Annotated in this window: 11 protein-coding genes and 1 other annotated feature; all 11 genes read right to left on the bottom strand. The window is 34.9% G+C overall.

Features of this window, described 5'->3' with window-relative positions:
* Window positions 1-145: 145 nt before the first annotated feature.
* Window positions 146-1,489, bottom strand: a complete 1,344-nt coding sequence (brnQ, locus tag CAN42_RS08270; RefSeq protein ID WP_085876283.1) for a branched-chain amino acid transport system II carrier protein — start codon at window positions 1,487-1,489, stop codon at window positions 146-148.
* 57 nt (window positions 1,490-1,546) lie between these two features.
* Window positions 1,547-1,779, bottom strand: a binding site (T-box leader).
* A 189-nt stretch (window positions 1,780-1,968) separates the two neighbouring features.
* Window positions 1,969-4,989 carry a type I restriction endonuclease subunit R gene (locus CAN42_RS08275; protein WP_085876284.1) on the bottom strand — a complete coding sequence of 1,007 codons (3,021 nt, stop codon included), beginning with the start codon at window positions 4,987-4,989 and terminating at the stop codon, window positions 1,969-1,971.
* A gap of 12 nt (window positions 4,990-5,001) precedes the next feature.
* Window positions 5,002-6,867 carry a restriction endonuclease subunit S gene (locus CAN42_RS08280; protein WP_085876285.1) on the bottom strand — a complete coding sequence of 622 codons (1,866 nt, stop codon included), beginning with the start codon at window positions 6,865-6,867 and terminating at the stop codon, window positions 5,002-5,004.
* Window positions 6,860-8,440 (bottom strand): type I restriction-modification system subunit M, encoded by a 1,581-nt coding sequence (locus CAN42_RS08285; protein WP_085876286.1) that lies wholly within the window; start codon window positions 8,438-8,440, stop codon window positions 6,860-6,862. The genes CAN42_RS08280 and CAN42_RS08285 overlap by 8 nt, the downstream gene beginning before the upstream one ends.
* A 522-nt stretch (window positions 8,441-8,962) precedes the next feature.
* Entirely contained in the window at window positions 8,963-9,880 is a 918-nt protein-coding gene (locus CAN42_RS08290) for an RnfABCDGE type electron transport complex subunit B (RefSeq protein WP_085876287.1), read from the bottom strand.
* 9 nt (window positions 9,881-9,889) lie between these two features.
* A complete protein-coding gene (rsxA, locus tag CAN42_RS08295) occupies window positions 9,890-10,468 on the bottom strand; it encodes an electron transport complex subunit RsxA (protein ID WP_060799671.1) in 579 nt (192 codons plus the stop codon).
* Window positions 10,468-11,064 carry an electron transport complex subunit RsxE gene (gene rsxE / locus CAN42_RS08300; RefSeq protein ID WP_062570890.1) on the bottom strand — a complete coding sequence of 199 codons (597 nt, stop codon included), beginning with the start codon at window positions 11,062-11,064 and terminating at the stop codon, window positions 10,468-10,470. The genes rsxA and rsxE overlap by 1 nt, the downstream gene beginning before the upstream one ends.
* A gap of 11 nt (window positions 11,065-11,075) precedes the next feature.
* Window positions 11,076-11,660 (bottom strand): RnfABCDGE type electron transport complex subunit G, encoded by a 585-nt coding sequence (locus CAN42_RS08305; protein ID WP_085876288.1) that lies wholly within the window; start codon window positions 11,658-11,660, stop codon window positions 11,076-11,078.
* Window positions 11,661-12,665, bottom strand: coding sequence for an RnfABCDGE type electron transport complex subunit D (locus CAN42_RS08310; protein WP_085876289.1), 1,005 nt, complete (start codon window positions 12,663-12,665; stop codon window positions 11,661-11,663).
* A gap of 11 nt (window positions 12,666-12,676) precedes the next feature.
* On the bottom strand, window positions 12,677-14,011 hold the full coding sequence (gene rsxC, locus CAN42_RS08315; RefSeq protein ID WP_062570893.1) for an electron transport complex subunit RsxC: 1,335 nt from the start codon (window positions 14,009-14,011) through the stop codon (window positions 12,677-12,679).
* A gap of 794 nt (window positions 14,012-14,805) precedes the next feature.
* Window positions 14,806-18,393 (bottom strand): DNA-directed RNA polymerase subunit beta', encoded by a 3,588-nt coding sequence (gene rpoC, locus CAN42_RS08320; RefSeq protein ID WP_085876290.1) that lies wholly within the window; start codon window positions 18,391-18,393, stop codon window positions 14,806-14,808.
* Window positions 18,394-18,397 lie beyond the last annotated feature (4 nt).

Genomic DNA, 18,397 nt, shown 5'->3' on the forward strand with positions numbered 1-18,397 from the left:
ATTATATTCAATTAGATTTTATTTGTCATATTTTTCTTTCATCACAAGCATACAAAATTTTTTATTAATCCTCTCTTTGCAAGAAATCAATAAAAAAAGTCCCACATTCATCATGTGAGACTGTTTTAAAAAATTCTAAATTGTTTTACATATAATTTTCTGCTTTTAGGCTAGCCTTTGATGGTGAGAATAGCCTTGAGTATCCTTCAACTAAGACTACAGCACAAAGACTTGGTAGGACCCAAGACAAACCACTTGATGCCATTGGAAGGCTTGCTTCAAGCTTTGTCAAAAGAGGTAGACTTAGATTAAATGTTGACTTGGCAACAGACACAAGTGGTAGGGCAACTGCAAAGAAGGCTGATGCCTTATAAGAGTATTTAGAGTAGCCAACAAAGTCGTGAGTAAATCCTAGAAGTATTAAGACTAGGGCAACTGGATATATTACAGTTAGTAGTGGCACTGATAAAGCAAGAAGTTTATTAAGACCAAAGTTTGCCATTACAAAGGAGAAGAAGGTCCAAAGGAAAACCCATCTTCCATAAGACATCTTGTGGTTAAAGAGAGTGCAAAAATATTCAGATCCACTTGATATTAAACCTATGCAAGTTGTTAAACAAGCAAGAGTAAATATTGAAGCCAAAAGAACTAAACCAAAGTTGCCAAATACAAGTTTAACAGCTTCTGTAAGAACAACTGCGCCATTTTCTACACCAGCGAAAGCCTTTGAAGTAACCATACCCATTGTTGAAAGCATTAGGTAAACTACAAACAAAACACTACCTGCAAGTAGACCAGCCTTAGCAGTGTAAGAAGTAACAAGCTTCTTATCTTCAATGCCAAATCTTCTTATAGCAAGAGTGACAACAAAACCAAAATTAAGAGCTGCCACTGCATCCATAGTGTCATAGCCTGCAAGAAAGCCAGCAACAACAGGAGCGTCCTTGTAATTTCCACTTGCCATTGCAGGGGCCTTTGGTAAAGTCATAACTTTTGCAAACATTATAAATATTAAAAGTAAAAGTGTTGGAGTTAAATACTTTCCAACTCTTGCAACTAACTTGTTAGGCTTTAAGCAAACCCACATTGCAACAGCAAAGAATACAAAGGTATAGGCAAGCCTTACAAGAGATAAGTTAAAAGTTTCAGGTACATAAGGTGCTATTGCCATCTCAAAAGGAACAGATCCAGCTCTTGGTATTCCAAGACCAGGTCCTATAGAAAGGTATATTGCAGTAGTAAAAACTAGAGCAAACTTTTCTCCAACTCTTGAAGATAAATTTTTAAGTCCGTCAGTCTTGCCAACAGCTATAGCTCCAAGGACTGGGAAGATAATTGCAGTGATAGAGAAAGCCAAAAGAGAAATTATAGTTTTATTCCCTGCTTGATTTCCTAAGAAAGGAGGGAAAATTAAATTTCCAGCTCCAAAAAACAATCCAAAGAGCATTATGCTCACTTGAGTAAACTGACTTCTTGATAAATTTTTCATACTTTCCTCCTAAATTTTAATTTTATAAATAAAAAAAGTCCTTTGTCTAAATAATAGACAAAGGACGAATTATCGCGTTACCACCTTAGTTCCTACAAATATGTAAGCTCTCTTAACAAGCATCAATCAATGCCGAGTATAGATAACGCCTACTAAAGCGGCAAATCTTACTGAGGTTCAGACTTGCATAAAGAAAAAGGATTTTCGAATTTATCTCCATTATAGACTTTCACCAAACGCCTACTCTCTGAAAACTTAAATAAACCTACTCGTTTTTTCCAATATTTTTTATAAATAAAATTATGATTTGCTTTACATTATAGGAAATAAAAAACATCTTGTCAAATACTTTTTTAAAAATTTTCATTTTGTTAGATTTATAAAATTGAACAGAAAAAAACTGCCGCCTTCACACGACAGTTTTGATTTGAATTTGAAATTTATTTTTTAAGACTTCAATAAAAACCTGATGCAAAATTTTAAATTCCCACAAAGACCTCAACAATTTTTCTAATCTTATCAAGGACAGAATCTTTTTTCTTTTCCCTTGCACCATGTCTACGTGAAGTCGGTGGAAGAATGCGGTCTAGTTCATCCCCTGCATAGTCCACGTATCCCTTGCTAATAGATTTTTCAATAAACCTTCTTGAATCATCCTTTAACTTTTCATCTTCAATCAAGTCCTCTATCTTTTTACTCTTCTCCTTCTTGGCAAAAGTGTAAAAAGATTCTAAGATGTCATCAGTATTTTTTAATTCAGACAACCTAGTTGAGTTAATAAAATCCATAATTAATTCTTCCTTAGCTCTTGTTCCAAGACTGGACCTAATTACCCTTCTTACTTCAACTTTAATACTTTCAACATCTTCATGTTCTTTAGATTTTTCCAAAATTAAAGATAAAATATAGTCTAGGTTAATCTCATCAGTTTTAAGCAAGTCGATTTGAAATTCAAGGTCAGAAAAATCAATTCCCTCATCAGACTTACCTTCCCTTTTAGAACTTAAAACACTTTCTCTAATATCAACATAGACACTCTTCATGTCTTGCATCTGTCTATCAGAAATAATCTTTTCAAAGTTTTCAAACTCATCAAAGTTTTTCAAAATATTTTCAGCCTTGAGGAGTTCTCCAAAAAGTTCTGCAAATTCTTTCTTGTCTGCTTCCAAAACAATCTCTGTTGGATCTGGAAATTTTGAAACTAAGTCATTACAAATTTCTACATAGCCCTTTTGAACCTTGCCAGTTTCCTCATCCTTAAAACCATTGATGTATTCTTCGTAAGACTTTTCCAAAATAACATTTACGCTGTTTTCATCCCCAAAGGTCTTAATCGCATCCTTTGTCGCCTTCTCCAAGTCCCTAAAGCAGACAATATTTCCAAAAGTTTTTACCTTATTGAGGATCCTATTAGTTCTTGAAAAAGCTTGAATAAGTCCGTGATACCTTAAGTTTTTGTCAACGAAGAGTGTGTTCAAAGTAGGAGCATCAAAGCCAGTTAAAAACATACCAACAACAATAAGCAAGTCAACTTGTTTATCCTTTACCTTTAGAGATAAGTCCTTGTAGTAATTTTGAAATTCATTTCCGTTAGTAGAGAAGTTTGTTTTAAAGTAACCATTGTAGTCATCTATTACCTTATCCAAAAACTCCTTAGCAGAAGATTCCATAGCAGAAGGATCAAAGTTTTCTTCAGAAATTTCTCCAATAGCCCTTTGCTCTTCATTAGCTGCAAAACTATAAATAGTAGCTACCTTCAACCTCTTATCTTCAGGCAAAGATTCTTGTTGTCTTTGAAACTCTTCATAATATAACTTAGCAGCATCAACACTTTGAACAGCAAACATAGCATTAAATCCATTGAGCCTTCTATGTTTTAAATCATAAAACTCATTGCGGTGGGTCTTGGTATCAAAGACATCGAGAATGTACTTAGTAATCTCACTAATTCTTTCAGGATGAAGAAGCATTTTCTTTTCCAATTGCTCTAACTTCTTTTCATCCTCTTCTTTTTCAGCATTTTTAAATTTAGGCTTGATGTTGTTGTAATCAACCTTGAACTTTAGGACCTTTCCATCACGAATGGCATCAGTGATTACATAAGAGTGGAGCTGCGCTCCAAAAATTCCTGCAGTTGTATCGCCACCAAGAGAATTTTCTGGGAAAATTGGCGTACCAGTAAAGCCAAATTGGTAGTATTCCTTAAAAGCCTTTCTTATATTTTTTTGTGCATCACCAAACTGAGAGCGGTGACACTCATCATAAATAAGAACACACTGCTTATCATAAATATCGTGATTAGGATTCTTCTTCACAAACTCATTTAACTTTTGAATAGTAGTTACAACAATCCTGTTGTCATCCTTTTCGATGCACCTCTTAAGCTCCTTAGTATCCTTACTACCATTGACAGAGTCAGGTTGAAATCTTTGGTACTCCTTCATAGTTTGATAGTCAAGATCCTTCCTATCAACAACAAAGAAGACCTTGTCAATAAAGTCCAAATTAGTAGCAAGCCTTGCCGCCTTAAAAGAAGTTAAAGTCTTACCAGACCCAGTAGTGTGCCAAATAAAACCACCGGCCTCAGGTCTGCCAAACTTTTTCGCCTCATAGCTAGACCTTATCTTCCATAAAATTCTTTCAGTTGCAGCAATTTGATAAGGACGCATAATCAAAAGAGTATTGTTGACATCAAAGACACAATACTTAGTAAGGACTTCAAGCACAACACGCTTTTCAAAAAAGGTCTTAGTAAAATCCTCTAAGTCACAGATAACTTTATTCTTAGCATCAGCCCACTCGCAAGTGAACTCATAATTATTCTTGTTTTGAGCAGTGGTATTTGCAAAATACCTAGTGTAAGTCCCATTAGAAATTACAAAAATTTGGACAAACTTATAGAGAGAATTATCACTATTAAAACTTTCCTTGCTATACCTGTGAATTTGGTTAAAGGCCTCATGCAAGTTTACCCCTCTTTTTTTAAGCTCGATATGGACAAGGGGCAAGCCATTTACCAAAATCGTCACATCATAACGATTATGACTTTTGCCCTCTCCCTTCACCTGATTGGTAACCTGCAAGAAATTATTGTGAATATTCTTCTTGTCAATAATCTTAATGTTTTTCAAATGACCATCATCAAAAGTGAAATCATAAATATAATCTTCTTGAATCTTCCTAGTCTTTTCAACCATCCCATCACTGGGAGCATCTAAATACTCAACTAAAAATCTTTTCCACTCATCATCAGAAAAGGAAATGCTATTTAACTTCTCAATTTGTAGCCTCAAGTTCCTATACAATTCCTCACTGTTCCTCGTCTTTATAAACTCATAACCCTGAGAAACTAAATTATCAATCATCTTCCTTTCAAGATCACCTTCACTTTGATAAGAAGACTCTCTAGCACTTAAATCCCTTTTAAAATTTGCTAGAATAATTCCATTGGTCAACTCAGCAATAGTCGACGTATTGTAATTTATAATTTTCTCGGACATAATAACTCCTTTCTACTTAGGAAAATTCAAAAGCCTTTCTCTATAATACTCATACTGTTTTTGTCTTAACTCAATCTCTTTAGGTAAGCCTTCCTTAATGTCATTTACCAACCTATCAAACTTGTCTAGGATAGAAACAACTTTTTCTTGTACCTCCATTGGTGGCACTAAAATTTTATATTCCATTATTTTTTTCTTATCCCCTCTTGGCATCTTCGCACCTTTTGAAAAATTAATATTATAATCAAAAAATTTCTCAGAAGATAATACTTGATATAAATATTTTGGTAATATATTATTCTTCCAATCGTCTTTTATTACAAAAATAAGAACATCTCCATTTGCTCCACCAAATCTATCTGAGAGCCAAATTTTTCTTAAATAAGGTCTAATATTCCCTAACAAAACATCATTCTCTCTAAATATATTAACTTTTCCTTCCGGCGGTAAATAAGAAGAATCAACTTTCCCACATTTATCTTTTAACAAATTATCTACACCAACATAATTGCTGTTGTTCAAGTCATTAACATTAATTTTTTCATTAGAATAATTTGTTATATCTTTTAATAAGAAATCACTAACATTATATATAAATCTAATTCCCACAATATCGCACGCTTGCTTTAATGTAGCAAAGTAACTCCTAAGAGTTATTTTGCGGCGTGCGGCGTGCGGCGTGCGGCGTGCGGCGTGCGGCGTGCTATCACTCTTGTCTTCGAATGTCAAGAGTTTTTCACGATAATACTCATATTGTTTTTGCCTTTCTTCAATCTCCTCTGGCAACAAACCCTGACTATCAGAAAGCAATTCTTGAAACTTATCCAAAACCTCAACAACCTTATTTTGAACATGTATGCTTGGTAAAGGCACCTTATAATTATCTGTAAGGCCAGTTGCTATTTGGGGTAACTTTCCTGAAATTGCATTATCTTTGAAATATTTCAAATTATTTTTTAAAATATAGTATAAAAACTTTATATTTAATTTTTCTTCATCCAAACTTGAATAAGACCACATTTCATTTTTATGAGTAAAATCTCTGTCATAATATTCAAAGTCTATGTTTCCTCTTGACTTAACTATTACGCTTGGCTTATTTATAATATTTTCAATACCAACCTCTTCAGTCGAAAGATTTGCTGTAGTATTTCCACCAGCGAATACTTTAACACTAGAATTTTCCTTATCTAAGCTCTTCATTTGCTCAGCGGTTATTTTTATACCTCTCTGTCTTAGACATAGTTCAGATATTTTAACAAAATCAAAGCTTTTTAAATCTTCTATTTGACAGAATTCATTAGTGAGTTTGGTTAAATATTTTTCACTTAAAAGCGTATCCCTATAATACTCATACTGCTTATTTCTTGCCTGTAACTCAGCCTGTAACTCAGTAACATAATTTGTAAATTTATCAAGTGTTTTAACAATTTTTTCTTGAATTTCTAAAGATGGGATTGGAATTTTTAAAGTTTTTAATTCACTTGCATTTAGTGCTGGTATTCCATTGAAACTGCATAATTTATGAATATCCGTTTGTAAATTATTTAATAAATGATATAAAAATCTAACTCTTAAAATTTCTTTACCTTTAATAGTTACAGAATAATTTAGATTTCCTCTGTAATACTTTCCTAATTGATAGGTAATTGATCCTACTCCTGCTCCTCTTGAAGTTATTCCGATTGGATCATCTTCTGTGTTCCAAATATTTATGTAACCAAGAGGATCTTTCCCACTATTTATGACAGGATATATACCTTTATTTTTTTCAATTTTGGTTTTACTTATAGCTTGACCTGTTTTTATCTCGCAAACTTCCCCTAACTTCTTCCACTCGACCTTTTCATTCTTTAATAATTCATCTATCTTACTCATCTTCAAGCTCCCTTACTATTTCATTTATAGAAGCTCTTAGCTCGTCTATTTTCTTTACAGTTACATCAATTTCCTTATTGAGGACCTTGATGTCTATCTTTTCCCTTGTGTCTTCCTTTTCTACATAAGTGGAAACTGAAAGGTTGTAGTCATTTTCTACTATTTCATCTATGTCTACATATCTGGAGAAGTGTTCCTTTTCTTCACGATTTTTAAATTCTTCCACTATTGTCTTGATGTTATTTTCTTCTAAGATGTTGTTATTAGTTTCCTTTTTAAATTCCTTGCTTGCATCAATAAATAAGATTTTATTTTCTGTCTTGTTCTTCGCCATTACGAGGACGCAAGTTGCTATTGATGTTCCGAAGAAGAGATTTTCTGGTAGTTGTATTACACAGTCGATGAAGTTGTTGTCTACTAGGTACTGCCTAATTGTTTTTTCTGCTCCCTTCCTATAAAAAATCCCCGGAAAGCAAACTATGGCTGCCCTTCCTTGGCTTGATAAATAAAAAAGTGAATGGAGTATAAAGGCATAATCTGCATAAGATTTTGGTGCCAACTTGCCTGCTGGGGCAAATCTTTCATCACTTATAAGGGTTGGATCCTTATCTCCTATCCACTTTATTGAGTAAGGTGGATTTGAAACAATGGCATCAAAGGGTTTTTCATCTCCATGAAGGGGATTTATTAGGGTGTCTCCTCTTCTTATAGAAAAGTTGTTGTAGTTGACATTGTGAAGGAACATATTCATACGGGCTAGGTTGAAGTTGGTCATGTTGATTTCTTGACCAAAGAAGCCTTCGTCAATTATATGTTCATCAAATTGCTTCTTCATTTGCAAGAGCAGGGACCCACTTCCGCAAGTAGGATCATAAACCTTGTTGATGCTTGTCTTGCCTTCCATTACTATCCTTGCCAAGAGTTTTGATACAGTTTGTGGTGTGAAGAATTCTCCACCTGACTTACCTGCATTGCTTGCGTAGTTAGAGATTAAATATTCGTAGGCATCGCCAAAGGCATCTATGTCATTGTCTTTGAAGTCGCCAAAGTTTATTTTATCTATCCCTATTAATATGTCACATAATCTTTTGTTTTTCTCTGCGACTGTTCCGCCTAGTTTGTTGCTTCTTGTATCTACATCTTCGAAGAGTCCTTTTATATCGTCTTCTGATTGGAAACCTACAGCACTTCCTTCAATGTCTTTAAATATATTTGCAAGGTCTGTGTTTAAGTTTTCATTATTTTTTGCTGTCTTTACTACATTTTTAAAGAGTTGACTTGGCAAGATAAAGAAGCCCTTATCTTCTACTGTGTTTGGTCTAAAGTCTTGCTCTGCTTCTTCATCTGAAATTTCTGCGTAGTCAAATTCCAAATCTCCTGCTTCGTGTTCTGCTTTGTTAAAAAATTCTGTAATGTTTTCTGAAATGAATCTGTAAAATAAAATTCCTAATATGTATTGTTTGAAGTCCCAGCCGTCTACTGCTCCTCTAACATCATCAGCTATTGCCCATATTTTTCTATGGAGCTCTGCTCTTTGTACTGTCTCTAAGTTTTCTTTTATCTTATCAGCCATTTATCTTACCTCTCTTATTTATTTTTCATCTTTTATTATTTTGTTTTGTATGACTTCTTATAAAAGTATTTAAAAGTCCTTATACACAAATAGGATATCATTTTTAGGCCTTTCTTACAAAGAAAATGTTTGCTATCTAAGAATTTCTTTTCTAATTTTATTTTACATTAACTCTTTTTATTTTTGCTCTTCTTGTTTGCTCTATTCCCTCCTTGCTCTTTAATATTAAATCTATAACTTAACTTTTTTTTATTACTTAATACTTATTACTTATTACTTATTACCTCTTACTTCTTACCTCTTGCTCAATTTTTCTTTCTTCTTTCTTCATTCTTCTTTCTTCATTGCTTATTACTTCTTTCTTCTTTATTCATTACTTATTATTCATTACTTATTATTCTTTCCTCTTTACTCTCTCCTATTACTTCCAAAATAATTTTCATTTTTTCACTTTATAAAATTGAACACAAAAAAACTGTCGCTTTCACACGACAGTTTTGATTTGAATTTGAATTTTAAAGTTTAAGCATTAACTTTTTCTTTTTCTGCTTCTACTTTCTTAGCTTGGGCTTCTGCAAGTTTTGCTTGTCTTTCTTTTTCTTTCTTTTCTTTTTCCTTTTGTTTCATCTTTTCCACTCTTTCAGGATATTCGCAATAGATTGCTCCTGTTGGACATTTTGAAACACAAATTCCACAGTTGATACACTTGCTATAGTCTATTGATGCTAGGTTGTTTTCTACATGGATTGCATCCTTAGGGCAGTTCTTTTCACAGATGCCACATCCTATACAACCAATGCTACAATTTGTCCTTACAACTTTTCCTGAATCAAGTGACTTACATTCTACAACTGTTTTTGATTTGTAAGGTCTAAGTGAAATAATTTTCTTAGGACAAATGTTGATACACTTCATACAAGCTACACATTTTTCCTTGTCAACTACTGCTACTCCATTAACCATGTGGATGGCGTCAAATTCACATACGCTTACGCATGTTCCACCACCACAGCAACCAAAGTTACAAGCTTTTGCACCTTGTTGGTAGTCGGCTATAAGTCTACAGTCAACTAGGTCATTGTAGTCGTATTTATTTTTTGCCTTGTTGCAGCTACCTTGACAGTGAACTACGGCAACATTTCTATCAACATTTCCTGCATTGACACCCATTATGTGGCTGACTTTTTCTGCTGTGTCTGCACCACCAATTACGCAACCATTTACTGGTGCTTTGCCAGAGGCAATTGCTTCTGCAAGTCCATCACAACCTGGAAAACCACAAGCTCCACAGTTTGCTCCTGGAAGGGCTTCTCTAACTTCAGCTACCTTGGGATCAACTTCTACAAAAAATACCTTTGATGCAATGGAGAGTACCACTCCAAAGAAGGCTCCCGCAATTCCTAAAAAGACTACTGGGGTAAGTATTGTACTTAGTTCCATAATTACCTCCTATACCAATCCGCCGAAACCTGAGAATGCTATTGCCATAAGACCAGCACTCACAAGTGCAATAGGAACACCTTGAAGTGCTTTAGGTACATCTGCTAGCATAAGTTTTTCTCTTAGGGCTGCTATTAATACTAAAGCTAGTGTGAAGCCTATAGAAGCTCCAAATCCGCTAAAGATTGTTTCTATTAAGTTATATCCGTTTTGCACGTTTAATACTGTTACACCAAGTACAACGCAGTTTGTAGTAATTAGTGGAAGGTAAACACCCATGGCTTGATAAAGTGAAGGTGATGACTTCTTAATAAACATTTCTACAAATTGTACTAGGGATGCAATTACAAGTATAAATGCAATTGTTTGTAAATACTCAAGTCCAAATTTATCTAATACAAAAATTTGAATTAGCCATGTTATTGCAGATGCAAGTACAACTACAAAGGTTACGGCTATTCCCATTCCAAGGGCAGTCTCTGTCTTGGAAGATACACCTAAGAAGGGACATATTCCTAAGAACTGAGCAAAAACATAGTTATTTACAAGTATTGTTGAGATTAAAATAGTTAAAATACTTTCTAACATTAGTCTGCCCTCCTATTTAATAATATTTTAAATCCTGCTATTAAGAATCCAAGAAGTATGAAGGCGCCTGCTGGAGCTCCCATAATTCCAATTCCTGGATAGGCTTCTGGAAGAATGTTCTTTCCAAATAGTGTCCCGTAACCGAAGAATTCACGTACAAGTCCCATTGAAAGAACTGCTATTGTGTAGCCTACTCCTGTTCCTATTCCGTCAACTATTGATGGGATAAGTTTGTTTTTGTAGGCGAAACCTTCTGCTTCACCAAGTATACAGCAGTTAACTACGATTAGTGGTAGGAAGATACCAAGTGCTGCATAAATTGATTGGGCATATGCTTGAAGGATCATTTGTACTAGGGTTACGAAAGTTGCAATTACTACGATAAAGCAAGGAATTCTTATTTTATCAGGAATTACTTTTCTAAGGGCAGATACTACACCGTTACTCATTATAAGTACGAAGGTAACTGCTATACCCATTGCTAGTGAGTTTGTTAAACTGTTTGTAATAGCCAGTGTTGAACAAAGTCCTATAAGTTGTATGAATACAGGATTGTTTTTGAAAGCACCGTCTAAAAATACTTTAGATAATTTCATTTTAAACCTCCTTATTCATTCTTTAGAACTTCGTTATAAACTTTGATGGCGTCATTGGAACCTGCAAGGGCACCCTTTGAAGAAATTGTTGCTGATGTTAGCCACATAACTTCATTGTCGGCCTTTGGATCCTTAGATATTTTTAATGGACCTGTAGCAGACTTGCCTTCATAGGATGGATAGTATTCATCAGTTGTGATTCTGGAACCAAATCCACTTGTTTCTCCATTGGATATATTTCTAAATCCAGCGATTTTATCACCGTCTAGTAGAAATCCAATGGCGTTAACCATAGCTCCACCATAACCATTTGATTTTACATTTACACCGTATCCAACAACATCTTGTCCCTTTTTGGCAACAAAGATTTTTTCGATGTTTGGATATTTTTCTTTTATTGCATTTAACTTAGCTTCATCGTATTCTTCGAAACTATCTGCATTATCACCAAAAATAACTTCATAGGATGCAAGTGTATTTTTAAGTTCAGTTTCTGCAATTACTGGAGCAGTGAAACTATTTACAGCTGCAAGTAGACCTGCTGATAGGGCACAGAATACTAAAAGTATTATTCCAAATTTTACTGGTTCTTTCATTTACTTCGCCTCCCCATATGCACTTGATACTGTAAGTTTGTCAATTAATGGTGTTGCGAGGTTCATAAGACATATTGCGTATGAAACACCTTCAGGAAGTGATGCCTTAACCCTAATAACTGCTGTTAAGATACCACATCCAAGGGCAAAAATAATTCTTCCCTTTTTGTTTATTGGGTTTGTAGTGTAGTCAGTTGCCATAAAGATAGCACCAAGTAACAAACCACCTGCAAGTAGTTCATAAGGTAGTAGTTCCATTGGGATTCCAAGAACAAATAGACATACTGCAGTAGTTGCTACATAGATAACTGGAATTTCCCAAGTAATTACCCTTCTTGCTACTAGGTAAACAAAGCCAATTAGAAGTGCAATTGCAGAAGTTTCTCCTATTACACCACCAATATTTCCCATAAACATATCTCCCATTGATGGAAGATTTGAAAAATCGCCAGAAGCAATTATTTGAAGAGGTGTTGCAAAAGATATTCCATCCACTGCTGCAGATGATGTTGTAATACCTTGCTTCAATATTTCTGGTGAAATATAATCTGTAATTTGTTTTGGCCAAGATGTCATAAGTACAAGTCTTGCTGCAAGGGCTGGGTTCATAAAGTTGAAACCAATACCACCAAAACATTCTTTAACTACTAATATTGCAAAAACTGATCCGAAAGCTGCCATCCATAATGGGAAAGACTGGGGCATATTAAGTGCAATCAATATCCCTGTAACAACAGCAGATAAATCAGCGATTTGTACAGTTTTCTTTAGGCATTTTTGTGTAATAAGTTCAGTAAATACACAAGAGCCAACACATACTGCCAAAAGAGCTATAGCTCTTGTTCCAAAGAAATAAACAGAAGCAATCATTGCAGGAACAAGTGCAATAATAACATCAAGCATAATCTTTCTAACAGTGTCATTTGACCTAATATGAGGAGCTAGTGAAACAAAGCGTGCCTCATTTGCTGTCATCGGATCCTTATTAATTTTATTATTTTCCAAATTGATCCCTCCTATCTCTTTTGATTAGCTCTGATTTCTCGTTTAGCTAATTTAATAGATGCTGTAAGATGTCTCTTGGCTGGACATACAAAGGAACATATACCACATTCCATACATTGATCAGCGTGAAGAGCCATACATATATCCACATCGCCCTTTAATATCGCATGATTAATATCAGTTGGATTTATATGAGCTGGACAGTGGTCAACACATCTTGAACATCTAATACATGGAGACTCAATTCTTTCTGTGACTTCTTCTTCAGTGAAAACTAAGATACCAGAAGTAGTCTTAGTAACTGGAGAGTCAAGATTAAATACAGACTTACCAGTCATAGGACCGCCACAGATGATTTCCTTGAAGTTGTCTTTAACTCCCCCACAGAAGTCTAGGATATCTCCTACAGGAGTACCAATTTTAACGAGAATATTCTTAGGTTCCTTAATACCAGAACCAGAAACAGTTATAACTCTTTCATAGGAAGGCTTACCTTCAATCATAGCTTCATAGAAGGCTAGAGTAGTACCAACATTTGTTAGGAATACTCCAACATCATTTGTTACACCATTTTGTGGAACAATTCTGCCAACTACAGCTTCAGAAAGTCTCTTTGAATCACCTTGTGGATACTTAGTTTGACATCCAACAACCTTTAAGTGATTCCAATTAGGATTTTCTTTTATAACTTCTTCCATTTTAGCAATTGCATCAGGTTTATTTTCTTCAATTGCCATATAGGAAGCTTCCTTGTTGTAATAATATGAGAAGATATCGAGACCTTCTAATATTTCCTTAGTTTTTTCTAGCATAATTCTATGGTCACATGTAAGGAAAGGCTCACATTCTGCCCCATTGATTATACATTCATCTAAAGCTGGATCTTCACTCTTTAACTTAGCGTGAAGTGGGAAACCAGCACCCCCCATTCCTACGATTCCCTTTTCTTTAATAAAAGGAATTAAATCGTCAATTGGATGATCTTTATAATCCTTAAAAGATTTAAGGTCATCAGTCATTTCATCCTTGCCATCGTTTTCGATAACGACGCAATCACAATACCTTCCATCAGCTGTATACATTTTTTTAATCTCTTTAACTGTACCTGATACAGAAGAGTGTATAGCTGCTGAAATAAAAGCATCAGAATTCCCAACAATTTGACCAACCTTAACAGAATCGCCCTTAGACACAAGAGGTGAGCATGGTGCTCCAATGTGTTGTGACATAGGTATGTAGGCAATCTTTGGACTTGGCATCCTTTCAATTGCTATTTTTTCTGTCAAAGTTTTGTGTTCGTCCATGTGAACTCCACCTACGGAAAAAGTGAGATTTCTTGAACTCATAAAACTTCACCCCTTAATTGGCATAAGCCTATTTTTTTACCATTTGTTATAATTATAACACCAAATTTTATTAAAGTACATTATTATACTTAAAAAACTCAATTTAGGAAATCTTTATCATCATTTAAAAATGGTCATTCTTAATGCTTAGTTTTTGATATTTCTTATCAAAAATAAATTTATAAAAAACTTTATTTTATTTCACTATTAGACTTTTTTAAGTAGCTTAAATCCTTATAATTCAAGTAAAATAAATTATTTATTGCAAAAGAAATCTTGATAAAAAAAACTTTTTTCATTTCATTAATTTAAGAAATCAAAAATTTTTTTATTTTGTGTCTATTGTAAAATATATATAAGAAAGCGACCTCACAAGTAGGAGGTCGCATACATTATAAATTTAAAGAGACCAGACCTAAGTCTAGCCTCAATAAATTTTTTCATCTTGCATTTTTTAATTTAATTTATAATTTATCACTTTTTAATTTTTATAAACTTGCAAAAAATTGTTAGCTCATAGCCTAGAATAAGCTTGTAAAAATTTTCTACTTCATAAATTCTTACAAGTTCGTAAAAACTTCCCTGCTTCATAACTCTTTACAAGTTTACAAAAACTCCCTGCTTCATAACTTCATAAAAGTTTACAAAAATTTTTCAACTCAGAGAAACTTATAAAGTTTTAAAAAATTTTTAACTTGGTCTTAATAATAATCTTCCTAACAAATGATTTTTCCATAAAAATTTATACAAAAAAAGTAGGCCTATCTCTAAGCCTACTTCTAATTTATAAAATTTTATTCTTCTTCAACTGTTTCAAGTTCAATTTTAACATCATCATTTGTAATAACTTCAGAGTCTTCTAGGATATTGTAATCTTCTCTTAGGCTTTCGTCGATTCCAATTTGAACCTTGGAATTAATACGAGCACCTGTACCTGCTGGTATAAGTTGTCCAATTATAATATTTTCCTTTAGACCTTCAAGCCTATCTTCCTTACCCTTGATTGCTGCATCTGTAAGAACCCTTGTAGTTTCTTGGAAGGATGCTGCTGATAAGAAGGATTCTGTTGCAAGGGAAGCCTTTGTTATACCAAGTAAATTGATTTGACCAATTGCTGGTTCCTTACCTGCTTCAATAGCTTCTTGGTTTGCTCTCTTGTAGTCAACAACATTTACAAGGGATCCTGGAAGTAAGTCTGTGTCTCCAGCATCTTCTATCTTGCACTTTGATAGCATTTGTCTAACAATGATTTCAATGTGCTTATCGTTGATGTCTACCCCTTGAAGTCTATAAACTCTTTGAACTTCTTTTACAATGTATTCTTGTACACCCTTTTCGCCCTTAACACGTAGTAGGTCTTGTGGATATACAGAACCTTGTGTAAGTTCATCTCCTGCTTCAACTTCATCGCCTGCTTTAACCTTTAGTCTTGATCCATAAACGATGTTGTAGGTGTCTACTGTCCCATCTTCAGCTGTAATAAGAACTTCTCTCTTCTTGTTAGTTTCTTTAACGTCAACTACCCCAGCACGTTCTGCAATAACTGCAAGACCCTTTGGCTTTCTAGCTTCGAAAAGTTCTTCAACTCTTGGAAGACCTTGAGTGATATCGGCAGCTGCCGCTACACCACCAGTGTGGAAGGTTCTCATTGTAAGTTGTGTACCTGGTTCACCAATTGATTGGGCAGCAATTACACCAACTGCTTCACCAATTCCAATGTGTGATCCTGTTGCAAGGTTTCTACCATAGCAGTGGGCACATACTCCAGTCTTACTCTTACATCCAAGGATTGATCTAACCTTAACTTCTTCTATTCCTAGAGATTCAATTAGGGCTGCATCGTCATCAGAGATGGCTTCATTAGCTCCAACAATCAACTCTCCAGTTTCTGGGTTAAATATATCTTCAAAGGAATATCTTCCTTCGATTCTATCTGCAAGAGATTCTATTAATTCTTTTCCATCTTTAAAGGCTCTAGCTACAAGATATTCATCTGTACCACAGTCTTCTTCAGAGATAATAACTTGTTGTGAAACGTCTACTAGTCTTCTTGTCAAGTAACCAGAGTCAGCAGTTCTTAGAGCTGTATCGGCAAGACCCTTTCTAGAACCATGGGCTGACATATAAAATTCAAGTACTGAAAGACCTTCTCTAAAGTTTGAAGTGATTGGAACTTCGATAGTTCTACCTGATGGTGATGCCATAAGTCCACGCATACCTGCAAGTTGTCTAATTTGGTTCTTAGAACCTCTGGCTCCAGAGTCTGCCATGATGTAGATGTTGTTTAGGGCATCGAAGCCGTCCATTACATCATCAGTTAGGTCATCTGTTGCCTTGTTCCAAATTTCAATTACCTTTTCATATCTTTCTTCATCAGAGATAAGACCTTTTCTAAAGGCTTTTTCGTACTTAGCTACTTCTTGTTCAGCTGCTGCCAAGATTTCTGGTTTAGAATCAGGAATTTGTACGTCACCCATTGAAATTGATATAGCTCCAATAGTTGAGTAGTGGTATCCTGTTGCCTTGATGTTGTCAAGAAGTTCAGCAGTTTTTATATTTCCATGTTTTTTGTAAGTTTTTTCGATTATTTTTCCAAGAAGTTTCTTGTCTACGACTTGGTCTATTTCAAGTGAATATTTATCTTCATCCCTGTTAACAAAGCCTAGGTCTTGTGGGATAAACTCATTCATAATAAATCTACCCACAGTTGATGGGACAATCTTACCCCTCTTATCATTTTCATCTGCATATCTTCTTACAGATACCTTAGATTGAAGGTGTAGGAATCCTGATTCATAAGCGTGGAACATTTCATCATAGTTTCTATAAACTGATCCGTCACCCTTTAGCTTATCTTCTCTCATAAGAGTTAGATAATATGAACCAAGAACCATATCTTGTGTAGGAGTAGTAATTGGCTTACCATCCTTTAGTGCCAAGATATTGTTAGTTGAAAGCATTAATAACCTTGCTTCAGCTTGTGCTTCAGTTGATAGTGGTAAATGGACAGCCATTTGGTCACCATCGAAGTCGGCGTTATATGCTGTACAAGAAAGTGGATGAAGCTTAATAGCCTTTCCTTCTACAAGGACAGGTTCAAAGGCTTGGATACCAAGTCTGTGAAGTGTCGGTGCACGGTTAAGAAGAACTGGGTGATCTTTTATAACTTCTTCAAGTACATCCCAAACTTCTTCTTTTCCTCTTTCAACCATTCTCTTTGCAGATTTAATGTTGTAAGTTAGGCCTCTAGAAACAAGTTCCTTCATTACAAAAGGTTTAAAGAGTTCTAGTGCCATATTCTTTGGAAGTCCACATTGGTAAAATTTAAGGTCTGGTCCAACTACGATTACAGAACGACCAGAGTAGTCAACTCTCTTACCAAGTAAGTTTTGACGGAAACGACCTTGCTTACCCTTTAACATTTCTGATAAAGATTTAAGTGGTCTGTTTCCTGGTCCTGTAACAGGTCTTCCACGTCTACCGTTGTCGATAAGAGCATCTACAGATTCTTGTAGCATTCTCTTTTCATTTCTAACGATAATATCTGGAGCATTTATGTCCATTAACTTCTTAAGTCTGTTGTTTCTGTTTACAATTCTTCTATATAAATCATTTAAGTCACTTGTTGCAAATCTTCCACCATCAAGTTGTACCATTGGTCTTAGGTCTGGTGGTATAACAGGAATTGCATCAAGAATCATCCATTCAGGCTTGTTGTCTGATTGGATAAAGGCATCAATAACTTCTAGCCTTCTTGTGATTCTAATTTTCTTTTGTCCAGTTGCATCTTGAAGCTCTTCTGTTAGTTCATCATTTTCCTTTTGAAGGTCGACTTTTTCTAGAAGGTCTCTAATAGCTTCTGCACCCATCTTTGCAGTGAACTTGTCCCCATATTCTCTCTTGAATTCCCTATATTCAATTTCTGATAATAGTTGCTTTTCATAAAGAGTTGTTTCGCCTGGTTCAACATAAGTTACTACATAAGACGCAAAGTAAAGTACCTTTTCAAGGGCCCTAGGGCTCATATCTAGTACAAGACCCATCCTTGAAGGGATTCCCTTGAAGTACCAAATGTGTGATACTGGAGCAGCAAGTTCAATATGACCCATTCTTTCACGACGAACCTTAGCCTTTGTGACTTCAACGCCACATTTTTCGCAGACTACTCCCTTGTATCTTACTCTTTTATATTTTCCACAGGAACATTCCCAGTCCTTAGTAGGTCCAAATATTTTTTCGCAAAATAGACCTTCTTTTTCAGGCTTTAATGTCCTGTAATTTATAGTTTCCGGTTTTTTAACTTCTCCATAAGACCAGGATCTGATCTTTTGAGGTGAAGCTAGTCCAATTTTTATTGAATGGAATAATTCATGTTCGCTCAAGGAG

This window comes from Peptoniphilus vaginalis, from assembly GCF_900176605.1.
In the GTDB taxonomy this organism is placed as follows: Bacteria; Bacillota; Clostridia; order Tissierellales; family Peptoniphilaceae; genus Peptoniphilus_A; species Peptoniphilus_A vaginalis.

What these genes read in the sequence shown, in the direction of transcription:
- CAN42_RS08290 (WP_085876287.1), bottom strand. Translation starts at nt 9,880, where the DNA reads ATGGAACTAAGTACAATACTTACCCCAGTAGTCTTTTTAGGAATTGCG.
- brnQ (WP_085876283.1), bottom strand. Translation starts at nt 1,489, where the DNA reads ATGAAAAATTTATCAAGAAGTCAGTTTACTCAAGTGAGCATAATGCTC.
- CAN42_RS08285 (WP_085876286.1), bottom strand. Translation starts at nt 8,440, where the DNA reads ATGGCTGATAAGATAAAAGAAAACTTAGAGACAGTACAAAGAGCAGAG.
- CAN42_RS08275 (WP_085876284.1), bottom strand. Translation starts at nt 4,989, where the DNA reads ATGTCCGAGAAAATTATAAATTACAATACGTCGACTATTGCTGAGTTG.
- CAN42_RS08305 (WP_085876288.1), bottom strand. Translation starts at nt 11,660, where the DNA reads ATGAAAGAACCAGTAAAATTTGGAATAATACTTTTAGTATTCTGTGCC.
- rsxC (WP_062570893.1), bottom strand. Translation starts at nt 14,011, where the DNA reads ATGAGTTCAAGAAATCTCACTTTTTCCGTAGGTGGAGTTCACATGGAC.
- rsxA (WP_060799671.1), bottom strand. Translation starts at nt 10,468, where the DNA reads ATGTTAGAAAGTATTTTAACTATTTTAATCTCAACAATACTTGTAAAT.
- CAN42_RS08280 (WP_085876285.1), bottom strand. Translation starts at nt 6,867, where the DNA reads ATGAGTAAGATAGATGAATTATTAAAGAATGAAAAGGTCGAGTGGAAG.
- rsxE (WP_062570890.1), bottom strand. Translation starts at nt 11,064, where the DNA reads ATGAAATTATCTAAAGTATTTTTAGACGGTGCTTTCAAAAACAATCCT.